24 protein-coding genes are annotated in these 22,822 nt (G+C 61.6%); 15 read left to right on the plus strand and 9 right to left on the minus strand.

Annotated elements, in window-relative coordinates:
- Positions 1–103 precede the first annotated feature (103 nt).
- Both EDE05_RS06870 and EDE05_RS06875 read right to left on the minus strand, forming a co-directional pair.
- A complete protein-coding gene (locus EDE05_RS06870; RefSeq protein WP_105372998.1) occupies positions 104–466 on the minus strand; it encodes a response regulator in 363 nt (120 codons plus the stop codon).
- Positions 467–571: 105 nt separating this feature from the next.
- Entirely contained in the window at positions 572–1,219 is a 648-nt protein-coding gene (locus EDE05_RS06875; RefSeq protein WP_105372999.1) for a histidine phosphotransferase family protein, read from the minus strand.
- A 249-nt stretch (positions 1,220–1,468) separates the two neighbouring features.
- On the opposite strand from EDE05_RS06875, the gene EDE05_RS06880 reads away from it, so the two are divergent.
- Entirely contained in the window at positions 1,469–2,005 is a 537-nt protein-coding gene (locus EDE05_RS06880; protein ID WP_245422930.1) for an EipA family protein, read from the plus strand.
- A 155-nt stretch (positions 2,006–2,160) separates the two neighbouring features.
- On the plus strand, positions 2,161–3,372 hold the full coding sequence (locus tag EDE05_RS06885) for a hypothetical protein (protein ID WP_105373000.1): 1,212 nt from the start codon (positions 2,161–2,163) through the stop codon (positions 3,370–3,372).
- Between the two features lie 14 nt (positions 3,373–3,386).
- Here EDE05_RS06885 and EDE05_RS06890 read toward each other — a convergent pair whose 3' ends face one another.
- Both EDE05_RS06890 and EDE05_RS06895 read right to left on the minus strand, forming a co-directional pair.
- Positions 3,387–4,208: an RNA methyltransferase gene (locus tag EDE05_RS06890; RefSeq protein WP_105373001.1), complete on the minus strand. Its 822-nt coding sequence runs from the start codon at positions 4,206–4,208 to the stop codon at positions 3,387–3,389.
- Positions 4,208–4,594 carry a hypothetical protein gene (locus tag EDE05_RS06895; RefSeq protein WP_105373002.1) on the minus strand — a complete coding sequence of 129 codons (387 nt, stop codon included), beginning with the start codon at positions 4,592–4,594 and terminating at the stop codon, positions 4,208–4,210. The genes EDE05_RS06890 and EDE05_RS06895 overlap by 1 nt, the downstream gene beginning before the upstream one ends.
- A gap of 39 nt (positions 4,595–4,633) precedes the next feature.
- Between EDE05_RS06895 and EDE05_RS06900 the strand changes: the two genes are divergently transcribed.
- Complete coding sequence (locus EDE05_RS06900) at positions 4,634–5,659, plus strand: RluA family pseudouridine synthase (protein ID WP_132409283.1); 1,026 nt, start codon at positions 4,634–4,636, stop codon at positions 5,657–5,659.
- On the opposite strand, the gene EDE05_RS06905 is transcribed toward EDE05_RS06900, so the two are convergent.
- Positions 5,656–6,534, minus strand: a complete 879-nt coding sequence (locus EDE05_RS06905; protein ID WP_132409285.1) for a DMT family transporter — start codon at positions 6,532–6,534, stop codon at positions 5,656–5,658. The genes EDE05_RS06900 and EDE05_RS06905 overlap by 4 nt on opposite strands.
- Positions 6,535–6,640: 106 nt before the next feature.
- On the opposite strand from EDE05_RS06905, the gene EDE05_RS06910 reads away from it, so the two are divergent.
- The 6 genes from EDE05_RS06910 to rpoH all read left to right on the plus strand — a co-directional run bounded on the left by EDE05_RS06910 (position 6,641) and on the right by rpoH (position 11,039).
- Positions 6,641–7,348 (plus strand): YafY family protein, encoded by a 708-nt coding sequence (locus EDE05_RS06910; RefSeq protein WP_105373071.1) that lies wholly within the window; start codon positions 6,641–6,643, stop codon positions 7,346–7,348.
- 89 nt (positions 7,349–7,437) lie between these two features.
- Positions 7,438–8,271, plus strand: a complete 834-nt coding sequence (locus tag EDE05_RS06915) for an AraC family transcriptional regulator (protein WP_105373005.1) — start codon at positions 7,438–7,440, stop codon at positions 8,269–8,271.
- Between the two features lie 97 nt (positions 8,272–8,368).
- Positions 8,369–8,530: a hypothetical protein gene (locus EDE05_RS26740; protein WP_165924114.1), complete on the plus strand. Its 162-nt coding sequence runs from the start codon at positions 8,369–8,371 to the stop codon at positions 8,528–8,530.
- Between the two features lie 78 nt (positions 8,531–8,608).
- A complete protein-coding gene (locus EDE05_RS27490; protein ID WP_342588635.1) occupies positions 8,609–8,923 on the plus strand; it encodes a DUF1127 domain-containing protein in 315 nt (104 codons plus the stop codon).
- Positions 8,924–9,147: 224 nt separating this feature from the next.
- The gene (locus tag EDE05_RS06925) at positions 9,148–9,933 is read left to right on the plus strand and encodes a class I SAM-dependent methyltransferase (protein ID WP_105373006.1); all 786 of its coding nucleotides are present in this window, start codon (positions 9,148–9,150) and stop codon (positions 9,931–9,933) included.
- Between the two features lie 203 nt (positions 9,934–10,136).
- Positions 10,137–11,039 (plus strand): RNA polymerase sigma factor RpoH, encoded by a 903-nt coding sequence (rpoH, locus tag EDE05_RS06930; RefSeq protein ID WP_105373007.1) that lies wholly within the window; start codon positions 10,137–10,139, stop codon positions 11,037–11,039.
- A gap of 84 nt (positions 11,040–11,123) precedes the next feature.
- Here rpoH and EDE05_RS26745 read toward each other — a convergent pair whose 3' ends face one another.
- On the minus strand, positions 11,124–13,634 hold the full coding sequence (locus EDE05_RS26745; RefSeq protein ID WP_157949059.1) for a hypothetical protein: 2,511 nt from the start codon (positions 13,632–13,634) through the stop codon (positions 11,124–11,126).
- A 59-nt stretch (positions 13,635–13,693) separates the two neighbouring features.
- Entirely contained in the window at positions 13,694–14,992 is a 1,299-nt protein-coding gene (locus EDE05_RS06940) for an adenylosuccinate synthase (RefSeq protein WP_105373009.1), read from the minus strand.
- Positions 14,993–15,277: 285 nt separating this feature from the next.
- Between EDE05_RS06940 and EDE05_RS06945 the strand changes: the two genes are divergently transcribed.
- On the plus strand, positions 15,278–16,165 hold the full coding sequence (locus EDE05_RS06945; RefSeq protein ID WP_105373010.1) for a DMT family transporter: 888 nt from the start codon (positions 15,278–15,280) through the stop codon (positions 16,163–16,165).
- Positions 16,166–16,211: 46 nt separating this feature from the next.
- Here EDE05_RS06945 and EDE05_RS06950 read toward each other — a convergent pair whose 3' ends face one another.
- Entirely contained in the window at positions 16,212–16,460 is a 249-nt protein-coding gene (locus EDE05_RS06950) for a hypothetical protein (protein WP_105373011.1), read from the minus strand.
- A gap of 252 nt (positions 16,461–16,712) precedes the next feature.
- Here EDE05_RS06950 and EDE05_RS06955 point away from each other — a divergent pair, with 252 nt between their 5' ends.
- Positions 16,713–17,510, plus strand: a complete 798-nt coding sequence (locus EDE05_RS06955) for a creatininase family protein (protein ID WP_105373012.1) — start codon at positions 16,713–16,715, stop codon at positions 17,508–17,510.
- On the opposite strand, the gene EDE05_RS06960 is transcribed toward EDE05_RS06955, so the two are convergent.
- On the minus strand, positions 17,498–18,475 hold the full coding sequence (locus EDE05_RS06960; RefSeq protein WP_105373013.1) for a LysR family transcriptional regulator: 978 nt from the start codon (positions 18,473–18,475) through the stop codon (positions 17,498–17,500). The two genes, EDE05_RS06955 and EDE05_RS06960, sit on opposite strands and share 13 nt — an antisense overlap.
- A gap of 188 nt (positions 18,476–18,663) precedes the next feature.
- On the opposite strand from EDE05_RS06960, the gene EDE05_RS06965 reads away from it, so the two are divergent.
- The 4 genes from EDE05_RS06965 to EDE05_RS06980 all read left to right on the plus strand — a co-directional run bounded on the left by EDE05_RS06965 (position 18,664) and on the right by EDE05_RS06980 (position 22,821).
- Complete coding sequence (locus tag EDE05_RS06965) at positions 18,664–19,680, plus strand: ABC transporter substrate-binding protein (protein WP_105373014.1); 1,017 nt, start codon at positions 18,664–18,666, stop codon at positions 19,678–19,680.
- Positions 19,681–19,847: 167 nt separating this feature from the next.
- Positions 19,848–20,672 (plus strand): ABC transporter ATP-binding protein, encoded by an 825-nt coding sequence (locus tag EDE05_RS06970; RefSeq protein WP_105373015.1) that lies wholly within the window; start codon positions 19,848–19,850, stop codon positions 20,670–20,672.
- Complete coding sequence (locus EDE05_RS06975) at positions 20,669–21,508, plus strand: ABC transporter permease (protein WP_105373016.1); 840 nt, start codon at positions 20,669–20,671, stop codon at positions 21,506–21,508. The genes EDE05_RS06970 and EDE05_RS06975 overlap by 4 nt, the downstream gene beginning before the upstream one ends.
- The gene (locus EDE05_RS06980; protein WP_105373017.1) at positions 21,508–22,821 is read left to right on the plus strand and encodes a cytosine deaminase; all 1,314 of its coding nucleotides are present in this window, start codon (positions 21,508–21,510) and stop codon (positions 22,819–22,821) included. The genes EDE05_RS06975 and EDE05_RS06980 overlap by 1 nt, the downstream gene beginning before the upstream one ends.
- Position 22,822 lies beyond the last annotated feature (1 nt).

Consider the following 22,822-nt stretch of genomic DNA (forward strand, 5'->3'; position numbering starts at 1 on the left):
GCCCGCCGGCCCGTCCGGCGGGCGCTTTTTTATGCCGCTGACGTCAACGAACGGGAGCCAGCTCTGCGAAAAATCAGAACGGTCACAAAAGGCGGATTTGGGATCAGGCGGCCTGGGCGAAGCCGGAGAAGACCGAGGTCAATATCTTGCGGTCGAACGGCTTCAGGAGGAAGTCATCCGCACCGGCGCGCTTGCCTGCCATCATCCTCTTGAGGTCCGCTTCGATGACGCAATAGAAGATGCGCACGCTCTTCCCGTTCGGCATTGCCCTGACGGAAGCGATCAAGCCAAGCGCATCATCGAGTGTCGCGTCGACGATGAGGAAATTCGGCAAATCGGTCTGGCAGCGAAGCACCGCTTCGCGAGCGCTGCCAGCTTCGGCGACGAGAAAACCCAATTCCGAAAGGATCCGTTTGCCGACTTTGCGGACGACGTCCGACGAATCAGCAATCATCAAACGCTGCATCGTGCTTCCCTTGATGCTGCAGCCTCGCTGGGCTGTGAGCAATTATCATTACGGGCACGGCGCTAATGAATGGTTACCTGGAACAGCGATTTTTGGGGGATCGTCTCAGGCCGCCACAGCTTCGGCGATGAAGACGATTTTGTCTTCCGATACCACATGCTTCAGATCCATACCGCATTCTTCGGCAAGCAGGACCGTGTAGTAGGGCTGGACCGTATGGGCGTCGATCGGCTCTTCCAGAGTACCGTTGGCGATCTCGACGAACTTTGCCGGCACGCGCATCATGCGGCCCTTAATCGTGATGACGAACTTTGCATCATATTCCGGGTTTTCCAGCGTAACATCGACCGAACCGCCGCGCGGAATGCCTGCATAGGCGACGAGGAAGAGGTTGAGCAGCAGCTTGACCCGGTTCTTGGCGATGATCGCCCTGGGGCCATTCCAGGAGACTTCGGTCTTCTTTTCGGCGATGGCAAAATCCTTTGCCGCCTTCTCCGCCTCACCGGTATCGATGGACGCTCCCACCGAACCGGAGGCGCCGAAGGCAAGGCGCGCAAACTTGAGGCGGACGGAAGCGTTGACGGCAGAGGTACGGATGAGATCGAGCGCATCGCTGTCGCCGGCGCCCTCGTCCAGCAATTCGAGACCGTTGTTGATGGCGCCGACCGGTGAGATGACGTCGTGGCAGACACGGCTGCACAGAAGCGCCGCCAGATCTGGCCCACTCAGGGTGAGATTCGGATTCTTCGGCATGGGAGTCTCCTGATTTGCGATCTGCGCCGAGGTTGCTCTGCCACGCCAAGATTGCGCGGAGATGGTGCTATGATGGCGGCCATAATGACACCATATTTGGTAAACCGATTATTAAGACCATGCCTCCAAAATAGCCAAGCCTTAAGCATGATGTAAAAGGCCCGACCCCGTACGATACAATCGATGGATCTGACTATGCGCATCCGCACATCCTCCGCCTTCGCACAGTTTGCCGCGACGCTGTTTGCGATGATCGCAGCCGTGCTCTTCTCAACCTGCACCGCGTCCGCCCAGCAGGGTTCGAACCAGTATACGGCGCAGGAGATCATCGATGCCGGCCATGGCTTCTTCGGCTCCGCCAGCGGCGGGCTTGCCAAAGTCGTCGAAAACGCCTTCCAGAAATACGGCCTTCCGAACGGCTATATCCTGGGCCAGGAAGGTTCGGGCGCCTTCATCGCCGGCCTGACTTACGGAGAGGGCGAGCTCTACACGAAGAATGCCGGCCAGCACCCGGCCTTCTGGCAAGGCCCTTCGCTCGGCATCGACTACGGCGGACAGGGGACGCGGGCGATGATGCTCGTCTACGACCTCCCCTCGGTGGACGCGCTCTATGCCCGCTTCGGCGGCGTTTCGGGCTCGGCCTTCGTGGTGGCTGGCGTCGGCATGACCGTTCTGCGCAACAACAACGTGATCCTGGTGCCGATCCGCACCGGGCTCGGCGCCCGCCTCGGCATCAATGTCGGGTATTTGAAGCTTACGCGCGCACCCACCTGGAACCCATTCTGAGGCCGGGCATTCTTCCCTCCGGAGATCGGAGGGACTTTCATGGAATCGACCAGAGCGACCGATGGATCGGGCAATCGCCCAAAGGGTGCTTGCCGGTTGCATCCGTGCATGCTTAAACATCGTCATTCCCGTCCAGCCTGCGAAACGGCCTCGTCGTGATCGAATTTGCTCTCCTGTTCGGCTTGGGTTTTCTGAGCGCCGCACTTCTCGCAATGCTCGTCGCGCCGGCGATCCATGGGCGGATCGTGCGCTATACGGAAAACCGCATCAAGGCGACACTGCCGATCAGCCCGCAGGAAGTGCGCGCCCAGCGCGACATGGCACGCGCCGTCTATGCGGCCGAAAACGCACGGACACAGCAGGAGCTGGTTCATGAGCGAGAGAAGGCGATTTCGCTGCAGCTTCGGAACGACTCCCTGTCAGAAGAGGTGAAACGCCTGCAGGGCGAGGCAATCGAACTGCGCATCCAGATCGAGAACCTGGACGTCGAGGCAGCCGAGGCGCGCTCCCGTCTTCGCCAGGAAGACAGCTATATCCAGCAGCTGAAGGCGGCAATGGAGGCGGCAGAAGAAAAGATCGCGGCCAGGGATCTGGAAATCGACAATCTTCAGCAGCGCCAACTGCTGCAGATCGCCGAAGCCGACAATTTCCGGATTGACCTGTCGACCCGGGATACGGAAGTGGAGAACCTTAAATTCCGGATCACCGCATTGCGAGACGAGCGCGATACGCTGCGCAACGATCTGAAAGCGCAGGCGGCCCGAGCCAGGGACGCCGAAAACCGGCTGGGCCAGGAAGAGCATCGCGTCCAGCGGCTGGAAGAAAAGCTGGCGCGCGAGATCGCCGACCGCGCCGACAAGGAAAATGCGCTCGAACGGCGGCTCGCCGAAATCAGCCGCCTGCGGGAAAAACTGAAAGCTGCAAATGCGGAGGCTCGAGGCGCAAGCCGGGCGCTTCGCGATGCAGCCCTGACCCAATCAGAGATGAAACCACCCGTTCCCAAGAAGAAGATAACGGCGCAGGACGTCGTTCTGCGCGAACTGCCCCACGCACCGATGCCGGGACAATCCCTGCTCGCGCAGGACGCGGACGCCGACCCGATGATCGCAGATATGGCCGAAGACGTACGCAATCACGCAACGGCCTTGTCGGAGCGGCTTCAGAGCGACAAAGGCGGCAGCGATCAGGCCATTCGCGACGAGCTTGCCTCGATCGCCGCCGATATGGTGGCGCTGACGGCACTGAGCGAAGGTTCGTCGTCGCCCATCCACAAGATCCTCTCCGGCAAGTCGGGCAACGGCAACCGGGAGAGCCTCGCGGCAAAATCGAAGAAGAGATTGGCGGCCGCGCAGGACGCGGCCGGCTAGCCGGAGCAAAACGTCTATAGCCGGCCTTGCGCCATGGCGATCTCGTAGAGCGCGATGCCGGTCGCCGTCGCCGCGTTCAGACTGTCGAGGCCCGGCGTTTGGGCAATCCTTGCGGTATGGATGCGCGAGAGCACATCCGCCGGCAGGCCCTCACCTTCCGTGCCCGTAATCAGGGCCATGCGATCGGAAGCCGGAACAGACCGCATTTCCACGGCACCGGCCGGGGAAAGCCCCCACACGGCGCAACCGTTTTCCATGAGGGCTGCCAGGACTTCGGCCATGCTGCCGCTGCGGGCATAGGGCACGGAGAGCACGGAGCCGACCGAGACCCTGAGCGCCTTGCGGTAAAGCGGATCGCAGCAGCTTTGGTCGAGGAGCACCGCGTCCGCACCGAAAGCAGCGGCATTGCGGAAGATGGAGCCGATATTGTCGTGGTTGGAAATGCCGAATGCCGCGACCACCAGCGCCTTTTCCGGCAGGGCGGCCATCAACTCTGCTGCGGAGGGATCGCGCTGCCGCCTGCCGAGCGCCAGCACCCCGCGATGCAGATGGAAGCCTGCGATCTCGTCAAGCACGGTGCCGGACGCGACATAGACGGGAATGTCCCGGGGAAAAGCGGAAAGGATGTCGGCGAGCCCCGCCACCCGGTTTTCCAGCAGCAGGATCTTTTCGGCAACGAACGCCCCTCCTTGGCGGTGGGCGGCTGCGAGCATCCTGAGGACCACCGTCCCCTCCGCAATGAACCGCCCCTCCCGGCCCGTCAGGTCGCGATCACGGATAAACCGGAACTCGGCGATCCGCGGATCGTCCGCATCGCCGATTCGGATCGGCGCCACTATCGGGGGACGCCGACCGCCACGTCGGCAACGATGCGGCCGGCCGAGAGATCGAAGATGAATATCTTCTGGTCGCCGTCGAGAAGACCGTAGAACAGGATCTGGCCGCCGGAAAGCGATACCGACTGAATGTTGAAACCCGCCGGCAGTTCGGCCGTCGCTGCAAGCGGCTGGCCCGCGGGAACGGCAAAGCCGCCTGCCGAGGTCGCCGGCGCCGGGGTATCGGGCCGTTGCGCTACCTTGTAGACAACCGCTGCAAGGACGGCCATAAAGCAGACGAACAAGATCCCGCCCGAAACGAGTTGCAGAAGCACCATCTTCCGGCGGATTCTCTCCATTGCCGGATCAAGCGGCTCTTCCTGTTCCTCGATATCGGGCTGGGGCATGGGGAGTTCCTTGCGTCGGATTGCTACCGGAAAGATTAAATGAACGATCCCTTTAACGAGATAGAGCGCCCGAGGAAAGTCCTCACTGCCGGAGATGAGGCCGAAGGGCGGCTCGACGCCTGGTTGACCACCGTCCTGGAAGGTGAGTTTTCACGAAGCCGCATCAAGGCGCTGATCGAACAGGGCGCTGTGCTTCTGAACGGCAAACCGGTGACGGAGCCGAAGAAGAAGATCCATATGGGGGACACGGTGGAAATCACGCTTCCCGAGCCGGAGGATCCCGAACCCAAGGGCGAGGACATTCCGCTTGAGGTCCTCTACGAGGATGACGACCTGATCGTCATCGCCAAGCCCGCCGGTCTGGTCGTGCATCCCGGCGCCGGCAACTGGACCGGCACCCTGGTGAATGCACTGATCCATCATTGCGGCGACAGCCTCTCCGGCATCGGCGGCGTCCGCCGTCCCGGCATCGTCCATCGTCTCGACAAGGATACCAGCGGTGTGATGGTCGTCGCCAAGAACGACATCGCCCACCGCCATCTTGCCGAGCAGTTCGCCGACCATGGCCGCTCCGGTCCGCTGGAGCGCGCCTATCAGGCCGTGGTCTGGGGCCGCCCCGCCATGCTGCGGGGCACGATCGATGCTCCGCTCGGCCGCTCCGGTGCCGATCGCACCAAGCGGGCGGTGAAGCGCGAGGACAGCGACGACGCCCGCGAGGCAGTTACCCATTACGAGGTGATCGAGCGCTTCCACGAAAAACCGGACGCCACGGCGCTGGCATCCCTGATCGAATGCCGGCTGGAAACCGGCCGGACCCACCAGATCCGCGTCCACATGGCGCATGTCGGCAACCCGCTGATCGGCGACCCGGATTATTCCGCGGGTTTCAGGACCAAGGCGAACCTTTTGCCCGAAGCGGCAAAGACCGTCGTCAACAGTTTCCCGCGCCAGGCGCTGCACGCCTATCTGCTGGTCTTCGAACATCCCCGCACCGGCGAGGTGATGGAATTCGAGGCGGCGATGCCGGAGGACATGCAGGAACTGGTCGAGGCGCTGCGGGCTTAAGGGCCGACTTCGATCCCGACTTGACGCCGACGCAGATCCCACAGCACGTGGAAGAGGACCCCCGCCATGACGATGCTGCCGCCGATCACGGTTGCCTCGTCCAGGCTTTCGCCGAGAAACAGCCAGACCCAGAGGGGTGCGAGCGGCGCGTCGAGTGCGCCGATCAGCGCCGTCTCGACGGGTGGCAGAAGACGGGATCCATGAAGCAGCAGGCCGATGCCGAGCGCGAACCCCAGGATGCCGAAGAAGGCGACGATCGCGATATCTCCCAGCGAAGCTGAGAACGGCGATGCAAATGACAATGCGGCGAGCGCACTGAGGAAGGCTGCGAGCCCGGCAGAGGGAAGAACCGGTTGAGCCGGGTAACGGCGCATCAGTACGGTCATCAGGGCCACGCAAACGGTCATCCCCAGAGCCAGGAAATCTCCGAAAAGGCTGCCGGCCTCCCCTGTCCCGACCATCACGACAACCCCGCCCACGGCCGCCACGCTGGCCGCCACCGCGCTCCGCCCCGGCCGTTCCCCGAGTAGGAGGAAACCGAGGCCAGCCGAGACGAACGGGCATGTCGCGAAAATGATCGAGACATGCGCAACGCTCGTCTCAAGCAGCGCCGCAATGAACAGAACCATGCCGGCCGCGGAGACGACGGCAATCGCGATCCCCGGCCAGCCCAGGCGACCAAGTCCATGAAGCTTGCGCTGCGGCGACGTGATCAGGAAGAACAGGAATAGGGCTGCGCCCCCGGCAAGACCACGCCAGACGAGGATCGTCGCACTGTCCAGCGATACCAGTCGCGCCATCAGTCCCGCCGTGCTGAGGGCGATGGTGGAAAACAGGATGATGACAAGGCCGGCGACATAGGGCGAAGATTTCATTGGCTGTCCCGAAGGCTGGGTGCGATTGAAGCCGGACTAACAGATTGGTGCTGACAGCAGCCTGTCAGCAGTGTTCAATCGCCTGAGATCACCTTGGAGTGCAATGATGGCGCGTTCGAGCCGCATGTTCGAGATCATCCAGATGTTGCGCGCCTCCCGATCGCCGCTGACGGCCGAAGCGATTGCCTCCCGTCTGGAGGTGACGAAACGGACGGTCTATCGGGATATTGCGGCACTGCAGGCGACCCGCGTGCCGATCGAGGGTGCCGCCGGCATCGGTTATGTGATGCGGCGCGGCTTCGATCTCCCTCCCCTGATGTTCACTCCGGAGGAGATGGAAGCGATAACCGTCGGCCTGTCGCTCATCGGGCGCACCGGCGATCGCAGCCTGGAAGATGCGGGCAGCGCCGCGATGGCCAAGATCAATTCGGTCCTGCCTTCCTCCCAGCCGCCGATCGGCGAAACCCATCTTCTGGTCTCCTCCTGGCATGCGATACCGGATTCGACGGTCGACATGCGCCTGTTGCGTCGTGCCATCCGCGAAGAACGCAAGCTGAGCTTCTGTTACCGCGATGGAACCGGTCATGAGACAAAGAGGACGGTCTGCCCTCTTGCCGTCGTCTACTATATCGACGGCGTGCTGCTTGCCGGGTTTTGCGAACTGCGCCAGGATTTTCGCCACTTCCGCCACGACCGTATTTCCAAATGCGAAACTCTCGATGCGGAGTTCAGGGGCCGAAGTGCCGCCTTGCGCCGGATGTGGCGCAGCTCGCATGAGCTTTTCCATTACGAGGACGGAGAAAACTCGCCCTAAGACGCGGCAGCCGCCTCCTGCGCAGGTGTCGAAACGGGTGGCTGTCGGGGCCGTCAAGGCTTATATTGCGTTCAACAGATGAGAGGCACATGAGCCAGTTCGCCGTCAAAAAACTGCTCGATACCGGCCTGATCACGGTCCGCGACGTCATGTGCAATGGCGAGTGCCGTCACCGCAGCGGCGAGGAGTGCTCGCATGCGACAAGCCTCGTCTTTCCCTATCGCGGCGTGTTCATGCGCCACGTCGGCCGCGACGACACGGTGGCCGAAGCCAATCAGGTGCTCTTCTTCAACTGCGACGAGGGCTATCAGATCAGCCATCCGGTCGAAGGCGGCGATGCCTGTCTCAGCATGGATGTTCCCGAATCCATGCTGGAAGAACTGGTCCCCAGCGAACATCGGAATCCGAAAGGCTCCCGCTTCGTCTTCAACAAGCAGCGCCTCCGGATAGACGCCCGCGCCCAGGCGCTTGTGGCGCTGCTGCGCCACAGCCTGCTTCGCGGCACTGCCGAGACGCTGGAGGCGGAAACGCTGGGCTTGACGCTGGTGCGCCGGGCGGTAGGCGAACGAACCGCCCATGCCGCGAGCGCAAGCGCGGGACGGCAGAAGCTGGTGGACCGCGCCAAGCTTGCCCTTTCCGCAGATCTGACCCGCCGCTGGACGCTGGCAGAAATAGCGAGGGAGGCGGGCGTTTCGCCCGTTTACCTCACTCAAGTCTTCCAGCAGGTCGAGGGCACCCCGCTCTACCGTTACCAGCTTCGCCTCCGGCTCGCCCGCGCGCTCGATCTGCTCGGCAGTTATGACGACCTGACCCAGCTCGGGCTGGAACTGGGCTTCTCAAGCCATAGCCATTTCTCGTCCGCCTTCCGTCAGGCCTATGGCCGCACACCCGCCGAATTCCAGCGCTTTGCGGGATTGCGGTAGAGCACCCTTTCCGAAAGTCGCTAAAGATTCTGACAGCGGCCGGTCGGCCGACATGGTTTCCTTCTCCCGTAAAAAGCCAACATCGGGAGATGACACCATGAAAGAGAACACCTGCGCCGCCTGCGATTGCGAACTCGATTCAACGCGCATTGCCGTGAAGATCGGCGGCAAGACGGTCGAGGTCTGCTGCGAGGAATGTGCCGAAGCCCTTCGCGAGGCCGAAGCGGCAGCACGCACCGCGCAAGCCGGCGCCAAGTAGCCGGTCGGACCGCGAGGCGGATGATAGCCCGCCTCGCATCCTGCCGGGCACCGGCAGACAATTACAAGGAGAACAGCAATGAAGAACGAGAACCGGGCGGTCTTCGACCGCATGCCGGAGCCATGCGACTTTGCCTTTCAACTGCCGCACCGGGACGACGGCAAGCCTCTGGAGGATACAGACAACGCCTCAACACATCGTCTCGGATTGATGCTTTCACGGCTCATCATGCTGGTCGTCAGAAAATTCCGTGAGCATCGAAACCGGATGGCACTCCTGGAGTTGACGGATGATCAACTGAAGGATGTCGGCCTTTCGAGGAGCCAGGCCTATGGCGACTACAGCCGATATCGCCGGAGCGGTTCGCACCCTCTAGAACGAAAATGCCTGTAGGCATTATGCGAGACGAGGTCCAGACGTCGCCAATATAGTTCGAGCTGGAAGTGAGCATTGCGCATAGATCAATCGGATTAGGCTCTCGTCAAATTTTTGCTCCATTTGTCTTACTTGTTGCAATGCAAAATATCGTCCGGCGAAATTCAACCAGGGCGGGAGATGTACATCGCGTGATCTCAAAACGTCGGCTCGACAACTACAGACCGAGGAACGAGCAAGGCATGAACTCAACCCTCCGGAAGTTCATTTTCCACGACCTTCAGACAGTCGAGGGATATATCGACCCGCCGGACGCGCTGGTCTTCCTCTCGCTTCTGCAGGCCCAGAAGCGAGAGGGGATGGAGGGAGGACTTGCCGAGATCGGGGTGTTTTACGGGCGTTCTTATTTTCTGCTGAAGAAGATCTGCGAAGACGGGGACAAAGTTCTCGGGATCGATCTTTTCGATATCGGCCAGGTAGCGGACGGCTCTGCCACGCAATACCGACGCTTCATCGAAAACGGTCAGCGGCTCGGCGTTCCCGTCGATGAGGACCTGATCATCAAGGCAGACAGCACCGGGTTGCAGGCGGAAGACATCATCGCCAGGATCGGCCGGCCGCGCTTCTTCAGCATCGACGGCGGCCACATGCTCGATCACATCACCGCAGACAGCACGCTCGCGATGGATACGCTCGCCGACCACGGCGTCATTGCCTTCGACGACACGTTCAATCCGGCCTGGCCGGAGGTGACGGTCGGCGTCGCCGATTTCCTGCGGCAGCAGAAGAGCGCGTTCTCGACCTTCTGCATGACAAAATACAAGACCTATGTGTGCCGCAGGCAGTTCCATGAATTCTACTACAATGCGATCACCGAGGCTTCGGATCTGCTCGCCTTCCGTCACGTGGAGACTGAATTCCTCGGCTCGAAGGTGGCAAGACTGCACAATCCCATGAGCCGCCGGATGGTATATGAATTGATGATCCGGTCCGGAATGCGGAAGTTTTCCGAGCGCGTATATCGCTGAGAAGCCCGGGAACATTACCACATTGTAATGATATAACGCCGCCGTGATCACTTGAACCACGGTTCTGCCGTACTTATTTGTTACGTGGGTTGGTGCGGGGTCGGAAATGACCCGTGCGGCCTTGGCTCGCCTCAGCATGCATTAACACCTTGAAGATTGCCACACGTAAGAGGGAGCCGACAACGATCGGAAAGGGGTGCTTTATGGCCCGCAATACTCTGCCTTCAATTACCGCCGGCGAAGCCGGTCTCAACCGTTATCTCGATGAAATTCGCAAGTTTCCGATGCTGGAGCCCCAGCAGGAATACATGCTGGCGAAACGTTACGCCGAACATGGCGACCGCAATGCCGCCCATAAGCTTGTGACGAGCCATCTGCGCCTCGTCGCAAAGATTGCCATGGGCTATCGCGGTTATGGTCTGCCGATCGGCGAAGTCGTGTCCGAGGGCAATGTCGGCCTCATGCAGGCCGTCAAGAAGTTCGACCCGGAACGCGGTTTCCGCCTGGCAACCTATGCCATGTGGTGGATCAAGGCCTCGATCCAGGAATATATCCTGCGCTCCTGGTCGCTCGTTAAAATGGGCACCACCGCCAACCAGAAGCGGCTTTTCTTCAACCTGCGCCGGCTCAAAGGTCGGATCCAGGCGATCGACGAAGGCGATCTGAAGCCGGATCAGGTTGCTGAAATCGCCACCAAGCTCAATGTGTCCGAGGAGGAAGTGGTTTCCATGAACCGCCGCCTGTCCGGCGACGCTTCGCTAAATGCGCCGATCCGCGCCAGCGAAGGTGAAGCGGGACAGTGGCAGGATTGGCTGGTGGACGACCGCGACAGCCAGGAAGAAGTGCTGATCGAGCAGGACGAACTGGATACGCGCCGCCGGATGCTCTCCAAGGCCCTGAGCGTACTGAACGACCGCGAACGCCGCATCTTCGAAGCACGCCGCCTCGCCGACGAGCCGGTCACCCTGGAAGAGCTGTCGTCGGAGTTCGACATCAGCCGCGAACGCGTGCGCCAGATCGAGGTCCGCGCCTTCGAGAAGGTGCAGGAGGCCGTCCAGAAGGAAGCGCTTGCCCAGGCAAACGCCCTGCGCGTGGTCGACGCTTAACAGCAGCCGGACCGGCGCCACCGAAATAAATACAAAAAAGGCCCGGCGTCGTTGCCGGGCCTTTTCGTTTTAAGCCGAAAATCCTTACTGCCCGGTGGCGGGTGCCCCGAGCGTGGCCCATTCCCTGATAGCTTCGGCGAAGATCCGCTCGCCTTCCGGCCCCTTCTGGAGGGTGAAAAGCGCGCGGCGGCCGTTGCGATAGGCAACGGGAATGTCGATCCAGTTGCGACTGCGCAAGAGCTCCAGATTGGTGGTGCGGGCGTCGGGGAAATCGTTGAGCGCGATCATGTGGAAGTCATCGGTGATCTTGGCCGGCACGGCGATGAGCGCATTGCCGCGATCCTGTTCCGTCTGCTTCATGGCGATGCGCTGCACGCTGTCGATCGCGCCGCCTTCGAAATCCGGCGGCACCGCGAAGACGATCTCCACGAGATGGCTGGCTGGCAGCGATGGATCGCCGTTGCGTTTGACGGTGACGAGCGCCGTCAGGCCGCGGCCCGGAATGTTGATCCGTCCCTGGATAACCGGCTCCGGTCGGCCGTTCGCGCCCGGCTCGCGCTGGAGCGACCATGAGACCGCGCCTTCGATCGCCGTGGGCGCCGTCTGGCCGATCCGCTCCTCGTAGAGGAACATCTTTTCCCCGGCGAGCGCCGGGGCGTCGGATGGATTGGCGGACGGTGCGGCAGCACCCTGATCCGGCGTAGCCTGCGGGGTTTCGGTTGGTCCGGCACCCGGAGCAGGTGCGGCACCTGCGGGTGCGCCGGGCTCGGGCGTCGCGGCCTGAGCGGCCGGCGGCGTATTGAGCTGAGCGACCGACTGCCCCTCTGCATTCTGCGCAAGACCGCCCGTGCCGCCCGGCCCATCGTCGACTTCGCTGCCGTCTGCCATCAGGCGCTGGGTAAATTTCGTCGTCGTGGTGGATCCGTCCGCCGGAGCGGGAGTGGCGGGAGTGGCTGGCGTCGCGGGAGTGGCGGGCGCTGCGGCATTGGTCTGCGGTGCCGGCGGAGGCGTTTGGCTCGGTGCCGGGGTCGCGGGTGCGGGAGCCGGCGTCTGCTCTGCGGTCTGCGTCGTCGGCGCGCTCGACTGGAACAGCCCATCCACCATATCGTTCAGCGAATCTCGGTTCAGCCAGATCGCGTAACCGCCGGCACCCACGAGAGCCAGGCCGACGATGGCAAGGATGATGCCCGCATAATTCCGCTTGCGCACCGGGGTCACCCGATAGGGCCGGGCCGGCGCAGGCATCAGATCGTCCGCATCCGCCTCGCTGTGCAGAGTGCTGCTGCGGGAGGTGCCTCCCGGTAGAGGAGCGTCCTTGTTGAAGCCGATCAGTTCTTCCAGATCGGCCCAGGGATCGCTTTCCGCGGTCTTCTCTCCCGGCTTCGACTGCGGATCGAGATAGTCTGCGATCGGGTCCTTGGCTGCCGCTGCGACCGCCGCATTCGCCACGGGGAGGTCGGAGACCGGAGGCATCCGGACCGTATCGGCCGAAACGTGGGTTTCCGAATCGAAATGCGCCTCGACCGGTGTAGCCGTCAATTCGTGGCCGGCAGGACCGGCTGGCACGAGTTCGGGAACTTCATTCCATACGGCAGCGACATTCGCGGCGGCACCGGCGGCCGGCGCAGCCTCAGGCTGGGACGGTGCCCATCCCCAATCTTCTTCAGCCTTCGGAGGTTCTTCCGCGGCCTGCTCCGGTTCCAGGGGATGCGGCTCGCCGGCCCATTCCTGAGCGAATTCAGGCTCGTTCGGACGCTGGTCTTCTCCGCTCCGGGTGGGATATGGAAAATCGTCTTCGGCGGCGACGGGCTCGGCGGCCGCCGGCTCCGACAGGGGCTCAGGCTCCAGTGGAGGCGGCTCGTCAGGCCAGACAGCGGGCTGCACCGCCTCAGTCGCCGGCTCGTCGTAATCGAAAACCGTCGGGGCTGAAGGAGCCCCTTCCGGTGGCATGTCGTCGCGCCAATCGCCGTATTGGTGGCCTGCGGCCGGCTCGTCAGCTGGTGCAGCCGCGACTTCCTGCTCTTCATGGAAGCTGGGCTGCTCGACAACCGGCGCCGTCTCTTCCACGGCCTGCTGTTCTGTCTCGGCTGGTGCCGGCTCCTCTACGACGGTAACCGTTTCGGGCGCCTGGTAGTCGTCCTCCCGGAAAACCGGTGCCGATTCGTATTCGGCCGGTGCCGGTGCAGGCTCGGCGGCCTCCTCCACAGCGATCTGCTGTTCTTGCGCATATTGTTCGGGAGAGACAGCCTCTCCTTCGACAGTCTCGGCAACTTGCGCAGCAGGTTCTTCGCCGGCTTCGGCCACCGGCTCGGCGGCGACCGGTTCGACAACGGCTTCTTCGGCTGGATGCCCCGCCGGGGCCTCGTCGACGACGGGCGCCAGCGCTTCGGCATGCTCACTCTCGACATCGACGATCGCGGCCTCGAGCTTCTCCATCTGCCGGCGCAGCATGTCTTCCGGTGGGCGCGGCTTCATGTTCTCGAGCTGCCGCTGCACGGCGCCACGAGCCTTATCATACACCTTCGCGCGCATCTCCGGCGTATTGCTCGCCAGTCCGTCAACCGCGCGGCGGATAACCGCAACAAAATCAGCCATCAGCACTTTCTCATGATCGCCAATCCGAAGATCAGCCGAATGGTAACCAATTTTTGACTTTAATCTTCAAATGGGTCGGTCACAAGTATGGTGTCTTCCCGCTCAGGACTGGTGGAAAGTAGCGCGACGGGCGCGCCAATCAATTCCTCCACCTGGCGGACATACTTGATGGCCTGGGCCGGGAGATCGGCCCATTTGCGGGCGCCGACCGTCGATTCCTTCCAGCCTTCCAGCGTGACGTAAACCGGCTCGACACGAGCCTGCGCGCCCTGGCTTGCCGGGAGATGATCGATCTGAACGCCGTCAAGCTTGTAGCCAACGCAGATCTTTAATTCGTCCAGGCCGTCGAGCACATCGAGCTTGGTCAGCGCAATTCCGGTGATCCCGTTGGTCGCGACCGACTGGCGCACAAGCGCGGCATCGAACCAGCCGCAGCGGCGCTTACGGCCGGTAACCGTTCCAAATTCATGGCCTTTTTCCCCAAGAAATTGACCGATCTCATCCTTGAGTTCGGTCGGAAACGGGCCTTCGCCGACGCGAGTCGTGTAAGCCTTGGTGATCCCGAGGATATAGCCGAGCGTACCCGGCCCCATGCCGGAGCCGGCCGAAGCCTGGCCGGCGACGGTGTTGGATGAGGTCACGAAGGGATAGGTGCCGTGGTCGATATCGAGCAGCGACCCTTGAGCGCCTTCGAAGAGGATGCGGGCGCCCTTGCGACGTTCCTTGTCGAGCAGTTCCCAGACGGTTTCCCGGAAAGGCAGTACGCGCGCGGCGACCGAGGTGAGTTCCTGCATGATCGCCTCGTGCGAGATCTCCTTTTCGCCGAGGCCGCGCCGAAGCGCATTGTGGTGGGTGAGGATACGGTCGACCTTGCCGGGCAGCGTGTCCATGTCGGCCAGGTCCATGACACGGATGGCACGGCGGCCTACCTTGTCCTCATAGGCAGGACCGATGCCGCGGCGGGTGGTGCCGATCTTGGTGCCGCTGTTGGAGGCGGCATCTTCGCGAAGACCGTCGAGTTCGCGGTGCAGGGAGAGAATGAGCGTCGCATTGTCGGCGATGCGGAGATTTTCCGGCGTGACCTTCACACCCTGTCCGGCGAGTTTGTCGATCTCGGCAACCAGAGCATGCGGATCAAGAACGACGCCGTTGCCGATCACGGAGATCTTGCCGCCCCGCACGATCCCGGACGGGAGAAGCGAAAGCTTGTAACTGACGCCATCGATAACGAGCGTATGGCCGGCATTGTGACCGCCTTGGAAGCGCACGACGATATCGGCGCGTTCGGAAAGCCAGTCGACAATCTTGCCCTTGCCTTCGTCACCCCATTGCGAACCAACCACGACTACGTTCGTCATCTCTACTTCCTGTACTGCGGGCAAAGCCCCACACGACCATACGCGCACCTACCGTAGATCGTTTTTGACCTACGGGTCGATGCGCCACTTAGATTTAGGCTCCGTTTCCGGATAAGGATATCCGCGAACAGTGCAAACGCGCGCATCTATAATGCCTTGGCCGAAGGAAAGCGACCTGTTTGTGACTCGCTCGCGGTTTTTACGTGACAAATGCGTGAGCGGCGGGCTATTTCCCGGCCCCGACTGTTGATACCGGCGCCCTACGGCCGGTGCCGGAGAATTGTTTTGCACAAAAAGGCCTATCTTTCCCTCGTCATTGCCACCTTGTGCTGGGGCGGCAATGCGGTGGCCGGCAAGCTCGCCGTCGGCCATGTCAGCCCGATGATGCTGACCTTCTGGCGCTGGTTCGCCGCCGTTGCAATCATTTTCGCGATCTCGGTGCCGCAACTGGTGAAGGACTGGCCGATCGTCAGGAAGAACCTGCCGATTCTCATCTTCCTGGGCGTCATAGGTTATGTCGTTTTCAACGCCGCGCTCTATACCGCCGTCAACTACACGACGGCGATCAACGTAACGGTTGAGCAGGCTGTCATCCCCATGCTGATCTTCGTCATCAACTTCCTGCTGTTCCGCATGAAGGTTTCCTGGGCACAGATCCTCGGCTTCACCCTCACCTTGTTCGGAGGCGTGATTACCGCCGTCCACGGAGATCTCGGCACGCTGGTGACGCTCACCGTCAATTTCGGCGACGCAATCATGATGATCGCCGTCATGGCTTACGCCATCTACACCGTTGCGCTCAGATGGCGGCCGCAGGTCAATTGGCGCACCCTGATGGCATTCCCCGCCCTCTTTGCGCTCATCTTCACGACACCGCTCGTCTTCTGGGAATATTCCGCCGACCGGCTGATCTGGCCCGATACGAGGGGCTGGCTGATCGTGCTCTATACGGGCATCTTCGCCTCGCTGATCGCACAGGTTCTCTATATCGTCGGCGTCCAGAAGATCGGCGCCAACAGGGCCGGCCTGTTCATCAATCTCGTTCCCGTCTTCGGGACGCTGCTCTCGGTCGCCATTCTCGGCGAAGCCCTGCAGGTCTTCCACATCGTCGCGCTGGCGCTCGCCCTCGGCGGGATCGCAATCGCCGAATGGGGAAAACCCGTCTCCGCATAATGGTGGAGACGGGCAAGTCGGTTGCCGGTAGTTGAGGCTGTCGAAATCAGATGTTGTGGTAAACTGCGGGAGGCAGTTGGCCTTGCGCGGCCCGGCTGTCCGACGGATCGAAGATCAATGCCTCGTCCACCATACGCTCCTCAGTTCCCATCGACCGGCTTTCGACAGCCGGAACCTGAACGACAGGCACGGAAGAGAGCGCCCGGGCAAAACCACCCGCACCGGCGGCTTTGGCTTCCTTGCCGGAAATGAGGGCCGTCAGAACGACCGCGGAAATAATGAGCTTCTTGATCATTGCGCTGCACCCCGTTTGTCGAGCGGCTTGGTCGCCGTCTTGTCTCTTATGGCACAACCATATGCGGCAGGGCTCTCGGCGCGATTAAGCGGATAGATGCAATTTTATTGAAATCCGCCTTTTTCTTGCCATGGCACAGCCGGCCTCCCTGTCTGCGCTCAAAAAGGCAACGCGCTGGGCGGAAATTGATGCTTTTCGAGACGTGCCCGATCTCCTAACCCTGTCACAAACATCAGGAAAGGCAGGGGCAGCATGGGCAAGCCGTTTTACTGGAACGAACTCAATACCCTCGATTTCGCGCAGCTTTCGCCCGAAAAAACCATCGCCATTCTGCCGATCGCCTCGACCGAGCAGCACGGTCCGCACCTTCCGATCGCCACCGACGTGGTGATCGCCAACGGTATGCTTGCGGAACTGAAGGCGCAGCGGCCGGAGGATCTCGATTTCCTGATCCTGCCCACCCAGGAAATCGGCAAGGCCAACGAACACGTCTATGGTCCAGGCACCCTCTCCTTCGGTGCCGAACTCCTCATTCCGATGTGGACGGCCATCGGCGCCAAGGTAGCAGAAGCCGGCGTGAAGAAGCTCGTCATCGTCAATTCCCATGGCGGCAATGTCGATATCATGAGCATTGTCGGTCGCGAGTTGCGCGTCCGCTACCAGATGGCGGTGATCGGCACGCAGTGGGGCCGCTTCGGCAATCCGGAAGGGCTGATCGGCGAGCATGAGCAGAAATTTGGCATCCATGGCGGCGAAGTCGAAACCTCGCTGATGCTGCATTTCCGCCCGGATCTGGTGCGGATGGACAAGGCTCAGAATTTCGTTTCCAAGGCGGAATGGATGAAGTCTCAATCGAAATTCATCCAGCCGACGCCCCCGCATGCGCTCGCATGGCTTGCCCATGACCTCAATCCGAACGGCGTGGTGGGCGACGCATCGAAAGGCACGGCCGAAAAGGGCGCTTCGATCTGCCGCCATCAGGTTGCCCGTTTTATCGAGATGCTGCGCGATTTCGCAGCATATTCGCTCGACAATCTCTACTCGCGCTGATCCTGCTCCCGCTGGACATCCCTCGCCTGTGGCTGAGGCGGCACATGCCCCTTCGCCTGCAGCTCTCCGACGAGGCCTGAGAGTTCCGACAAGAGAAATTCGACGAATAGGCTGGTGGCGGTATCGAGCGTGGCGCGCGAGCGGGCAAAGAGCTTCATCGGCTGATGACGTGCATGCGGATTGGCGAGCGGCCGGAAAACCAGTTCGCCGCGCCGGCATTCCTGAAGCACGTCGAGTGGATTGAGGAGCGTCAACCCGGTGCCTGCCTTCACGAGCTGCTTCAGCATTTCCGAGGCATTGGTTTCCACGATCGGCTCGACCGGAATCGAGAAGGGCGAAAGCGCCAGATTGATGACGTTGCGCAGGCTCGTGCCCGGCTGCGAAAGCACCAGCGGCTCCTGCACCACCTCGGCCAGATCGACCGCGCCCTCGCCCGCCAGCCTGTGTCCCGGCGGCATAACCACCCCGATCGGAATATCGAAATTGGCGAGCGTCCGGATGCCGGGCGTCGCCGGGATGTTGAAACCAATACCGATGTCGACCTCGCCGTTTACCACCGGCTGAATGGTGTTCGAAGGGCCGTCGTTCCTCAAGTGTATGCGCACACGCGGGTGCTCGGCGACGAACCGCGCGATGATATCAGGCAATGGTCCCGCCGCCAGTCCCACCGTCGCCACCAGCGCCACCTTGCCGGCCTGCGGCATCTTGAGACCGCGGATGCGCGATTCCATCCGCTCATAGGTTTTGAGAACTTCGCGGATGTGTTCAATGCACAATTCTCCGGCAGCGGTGAGCTTCAGCCCGCGAGGCATGCGCTCGAAAATCGGCACCCCTAACTCCTCCTCCAGCGCCAGGATCTGCCGGTTGATCGCCGACGATGCAACATTCAGACGGGTTGCCGCCTTGCGGATCGATCCGCAACGGGCGATCTCATCGATATAAAGCAGCTTTCGCGAATGCAGCATTTTACATCACCCCCGTTGCATCATTTTTGACCATGCCGCACAATTTGGCATGTCATTTTTCGACCGATGCCGGAAAGGCATCAATGCGGACGAAATTTGATGCTTTTCAAAGAGCAACGCAACCGTACAAATGCTGGAAAAGAAATACTCTCACGATGCCGCAGGGTTTAACAGGGGAACGAAACCACATGTCCAATTCATTGACTATGAAGAGTTTTCTGGCGGCGCTCGGCCTCTCTGCGATGGTGCTCGCAGCGGCTCCGGCAGCGGCGCTCGATGAAGTATCCTACGGCACCAACTGGCTGGCCCAGGCAGAGCACGGCGGCTTCTACCAGGCCGTGGCCGATGGGACCTATGAGAAGCATGGCCTGAAGGTGACGATCATCCAGGGCGGCCCGCACGCTGCCAACCGCGCGCTTCTGATCGCCGGCAAGGTGGATTTCTACATGGGCGGGCCGCTCGGGGACATGGATGCCGTCAAGCAGGGCATTCCGCTGGTCAGCGTCGCCTCGATCTTCCAGAAGGACCCGCAGGTCCTGCTCGCCCATCCCGACGCGGGCGTCGAAAAGTTCGAGGACCTTGCCAATCTCGATACGATCTTCATGGGTAAGGAAGGCTATGTCACGTATTTCGAGTGGATGAAGAAGAACTTCAAGGGCTTCCGCGATGAACAGTACAAGCCCTATACCTTCAATCCGGCTCCCTTCATCGCCGACAAGAAGTCCGCACAGCAGGGTTATCTGACCTCCGAGCCCTATGAGATCGAAAAACAGGCTGGCTGGGCGCCGAAAGTGTTCCTCATCGCCGATGCCGGCTACGGCCCCTATTCGACGATGATCACCACGACGCAGCCGATGCTCGACAAGAAGCCTGAGGTCGTGCAGCGTTTCGTCGATGCGTCGATCGAAGGATGGTACAACTATCTCTACGGCGACAACAAAGCCGCCAACGATCTGATCAAGAAGGACAATCCGGAAATGACGGACGGTCAGATCGCCTATTCCATCGCCAAGATGAAGGAATACGGAATAGTGGTTTCCGGCGATGCCGAGACCAAGGGCATCGGCTGCATCACCGACGAGCGCTACAAGAAGTTCTTCGACTCGATGGTGGCAATCAACGTCCAGCCTGCCGACCTCGACTACAAGAAGGCCTATTCGACCAAATTCGTCTGCAAGGGCGTCGGAATGGCGCTTAAGAAGTAGAGTAGACGGTGCGGCATACTTAATCCTCCCTCGCGGGGAGGGTGCCGGCAGGCGGGAGGGTTTTCCGCGCAAGAGCCCCCTCTCCAACCGTTCCCCACAAGGGGGACTTAACCTCGCGCGCCGCCGGGCACCCAGCGGCGAATGCCGCCCTTCTGATCGAGTGAAGCATGACCACGTCCCAAGCCCCGTTGATGCCTGCTCCCGGAGACAGCCGCAAACGCCCGCTGGTCGTGATGCGCAGCGTCTCCAAGATGTTTTCGAGCGGCACGCTCGCATTGTCCGACATGTCGCTGACTGTCGAGGGCGGTGAGTTCGTGAGCCTGCTTGGTCCCTCCGGTTGCGGCAAGTCGACGGCACTCAGGATCATCGCGGGGCTCGGCGATGTCTCGGCCGGCACGATCGACTGGCCGAGTTCCCGCATCAATTCCAAGGGTCTGCCCGAAGGCGACATATCCTTCGTCTTTCAGGAACCGACGCTGATGCCGTGGCAGACGGTATTCGGCAATGTTCACCTGCCGCTTAAGCTGCGCGGGGTTTCGAAAACCGCCGCCCGCGACGAGATCATGGAGACGCTTGCAACCGTCGGCCTTCAGGATTTCGCCGATGCTTATCCCCGCGAGCTTTCCGGCGGCATGAAGATGCGCGTCTCGATCGCCCGCGCGCTGGTCACCAAGCCGAAGCTGTTGCTGATGGACGAGCCCTTTGCGGCATTGGACGAAATCACCCGCCAGAAACTCAATGACGATGTGTTGAGGCTCTGGCACGAAACGGGCATCACCGTGATCTTCGTCACCCACTCCGTCTTCGAATCCGCCTACCTCTCGAACCGCATCGTGGTGATGAAGGCACGGCCGGGCCGGGTTCATGCGGACTTCCCGCTGAAGACGAGCATGTCGCGCGATGCGCATTACCGCACGTCGGAAGAATACCGGCAGGCCTGTGAAAAGGTTTCCAACATGCTCCTGGAAGCGATCGGCGGGGAGGAACACTGATGGCAGATGATCCGATCCTTACGCCTCTGAAGCCGGGCCTCTTCGCTCGCAACCGGGAGACGCTGCTGCGCACGCTGATCCCCATTTGCGTGGTGGTCGGCCTGATCCTGCTCTGGCAGTTCATCATCAGCGTCAACGGCATTCCGCAGTATATTCTGCCCGGGCCGCTGGCGGTGGCGAACTCGCTCTATAACGACTGGGGCACGCTTTGGCCCGCCCTCTGGGTCACGACGCAGATCACCCTGCAGGCGCTGGCGCTGGCGCTGATCGGCGGCGTCGGCATCGCCATTTTCCTCGTCCAGTCGAAATGGATCGAGACGGCCTTCTATCCGATTACCGTCATCCTGCAGGTGACGCCGATCGTGGCGATCGCGCCGCTGATCCTGATCTACGCGCCGACGACCCAGGTCGCGCTTCTGATCTGCGCATTCCTCGTCGCCTTCTTTCCAATCCTGTCGAACATGGTGCAGGGTTTGAAGAGCGTCGACCATAACCTGCTCAACCTCTTCGACCTCTACGGCGCCTCGCGCTGGCAGACGCTGCTTTACCTGAAGCTCCCCTCCTCGCTTCCCTATTTCATGACAGGATTGAGGATCGGCGGCGGACTGGCGCTGATCGCAGCCGTGGTGGCGGAATTTGCGGCGGGTTCCGCGGGCGCTGGCTCCGGTCTCGCCTTCCGCCTGCTGGAGTCCCAGTATCGTCTCAACATTCCGCGTCTTTTTGCAGCGCTGATCCTGCTTTCGGTGCTGGGCGTGGTGATCTTCATGATTACCTCCTTCATCGCCTGGGCTTTCCTGCATCGCTGGCATGAGAGCAGCCTCAAGAGAGAAAACTGATGCCTGGCGAATTCATGACGCTTCCCGATGCCCGTCGTTTTGCGCTCGTCAACGCCACCCTGCCGGCGGTCCTCGTCAAAGGTTTTTCCGCACCGGCAAAGGAAGGCTTGATAGGGGCGGATCTGATCATCTCGGACGGCAGGATCGAAAGGATACTTCCGGCCGCCACCGCACCTGCCGATCTGGTGAAGGTGGACATGCGCGGCGGCATGGTCTGGCCTTGCTTTGTCGACATGCACACGCATCTCGACAAGGGCCATTTCTGGGACCGCAGACCGAACCCGGACGGCACGTTCGAAGGCGCACTGATGAACGTGCGCGAGGACCGCATCGCCAACTGGACGGCGGAGGACGTCCGCACCCGCTTCGAATTCTCGCTGAAGAGCGCCTATGCCCACGGCACGAAGCTGATCCGCACCCATCTCGACAGCATACCGCCGCAGCCGGATATCTCGTTCCCGCTGTTTGCCGAACTGCGCGAGGAGTGGAAAGACCGGATCGCGCTGCAGGCGGTAGCTCTCCTGCCGCTGGAATGCGTGCCCGACCAGGCGGTCTTCAACGGCATCGTCGCGACGGTGAGACGTTATGGCGGGCTGCTTGGCGGTGCCACACGCATTCTCCCGGACTTCGAAAACATCCTCGATAGCCTCTTCCGGGCAGCCTCCGACAACGGCCTCGACATCGACCTGCATGTGGATGAGACCGAGGACAAACAGGTCCTGACGCTCGAAACCATCGCCGACGCCAAACGCCGCAACCGCTTCGAAGGTTCGGTCACCGTCGGCCATTGCTGTTCGCTCGCCCGCCAGGATGACGACACCGCCAAACGCGTTGTCGACAAAGTCGCGGAAGCCGGGATTTCAGTCGTCTCGCTGCCGATGTGCAACATGTATCTGCAGGATCGCCACGCCGGCCGCACCCCCCGCTGGCGCGGCGTCACGCTATTCCACGAATTGGCCGCGGCCGGCGTGAAAACGGCCGTCTCCTCGGATAATACCCGTGACCCTTTCTACGCCTATGGCGACATGGATCCGGTCGAGGTGTTCCGGGAGGCCGTACGCATCCTGCATCTCGACCACCCGCTCGACACCTCCGCCCGCGTCGTCACCTCGACGCCAGCGGAAATCCTCGGCCGGCCCGATATCGGCGTCATCGCCGAAGGTGGCCCCGCCGATCTCGTGCTCTTCAGCGCCCGCCGCTGGAGCGAATTCCTCTCCCGTCCGCAGGCCGACCGCATCGTGATGCGGAATGGCATGGGCATCGACCGTCGCCTGCCGGATTACCGTGACCTGGACCCGATTCTGGAAAGATAAG

The organism is Neorhizobium sp. R1-B, assembly GCF_004368875.1.
Classification (GTDB): Bacteria; Pseudomonadota; Alphaproteobacteria; order Rhizobiales; family Rhizobiaceae; genus Neorhizobium; species Neorhizobium huautlense.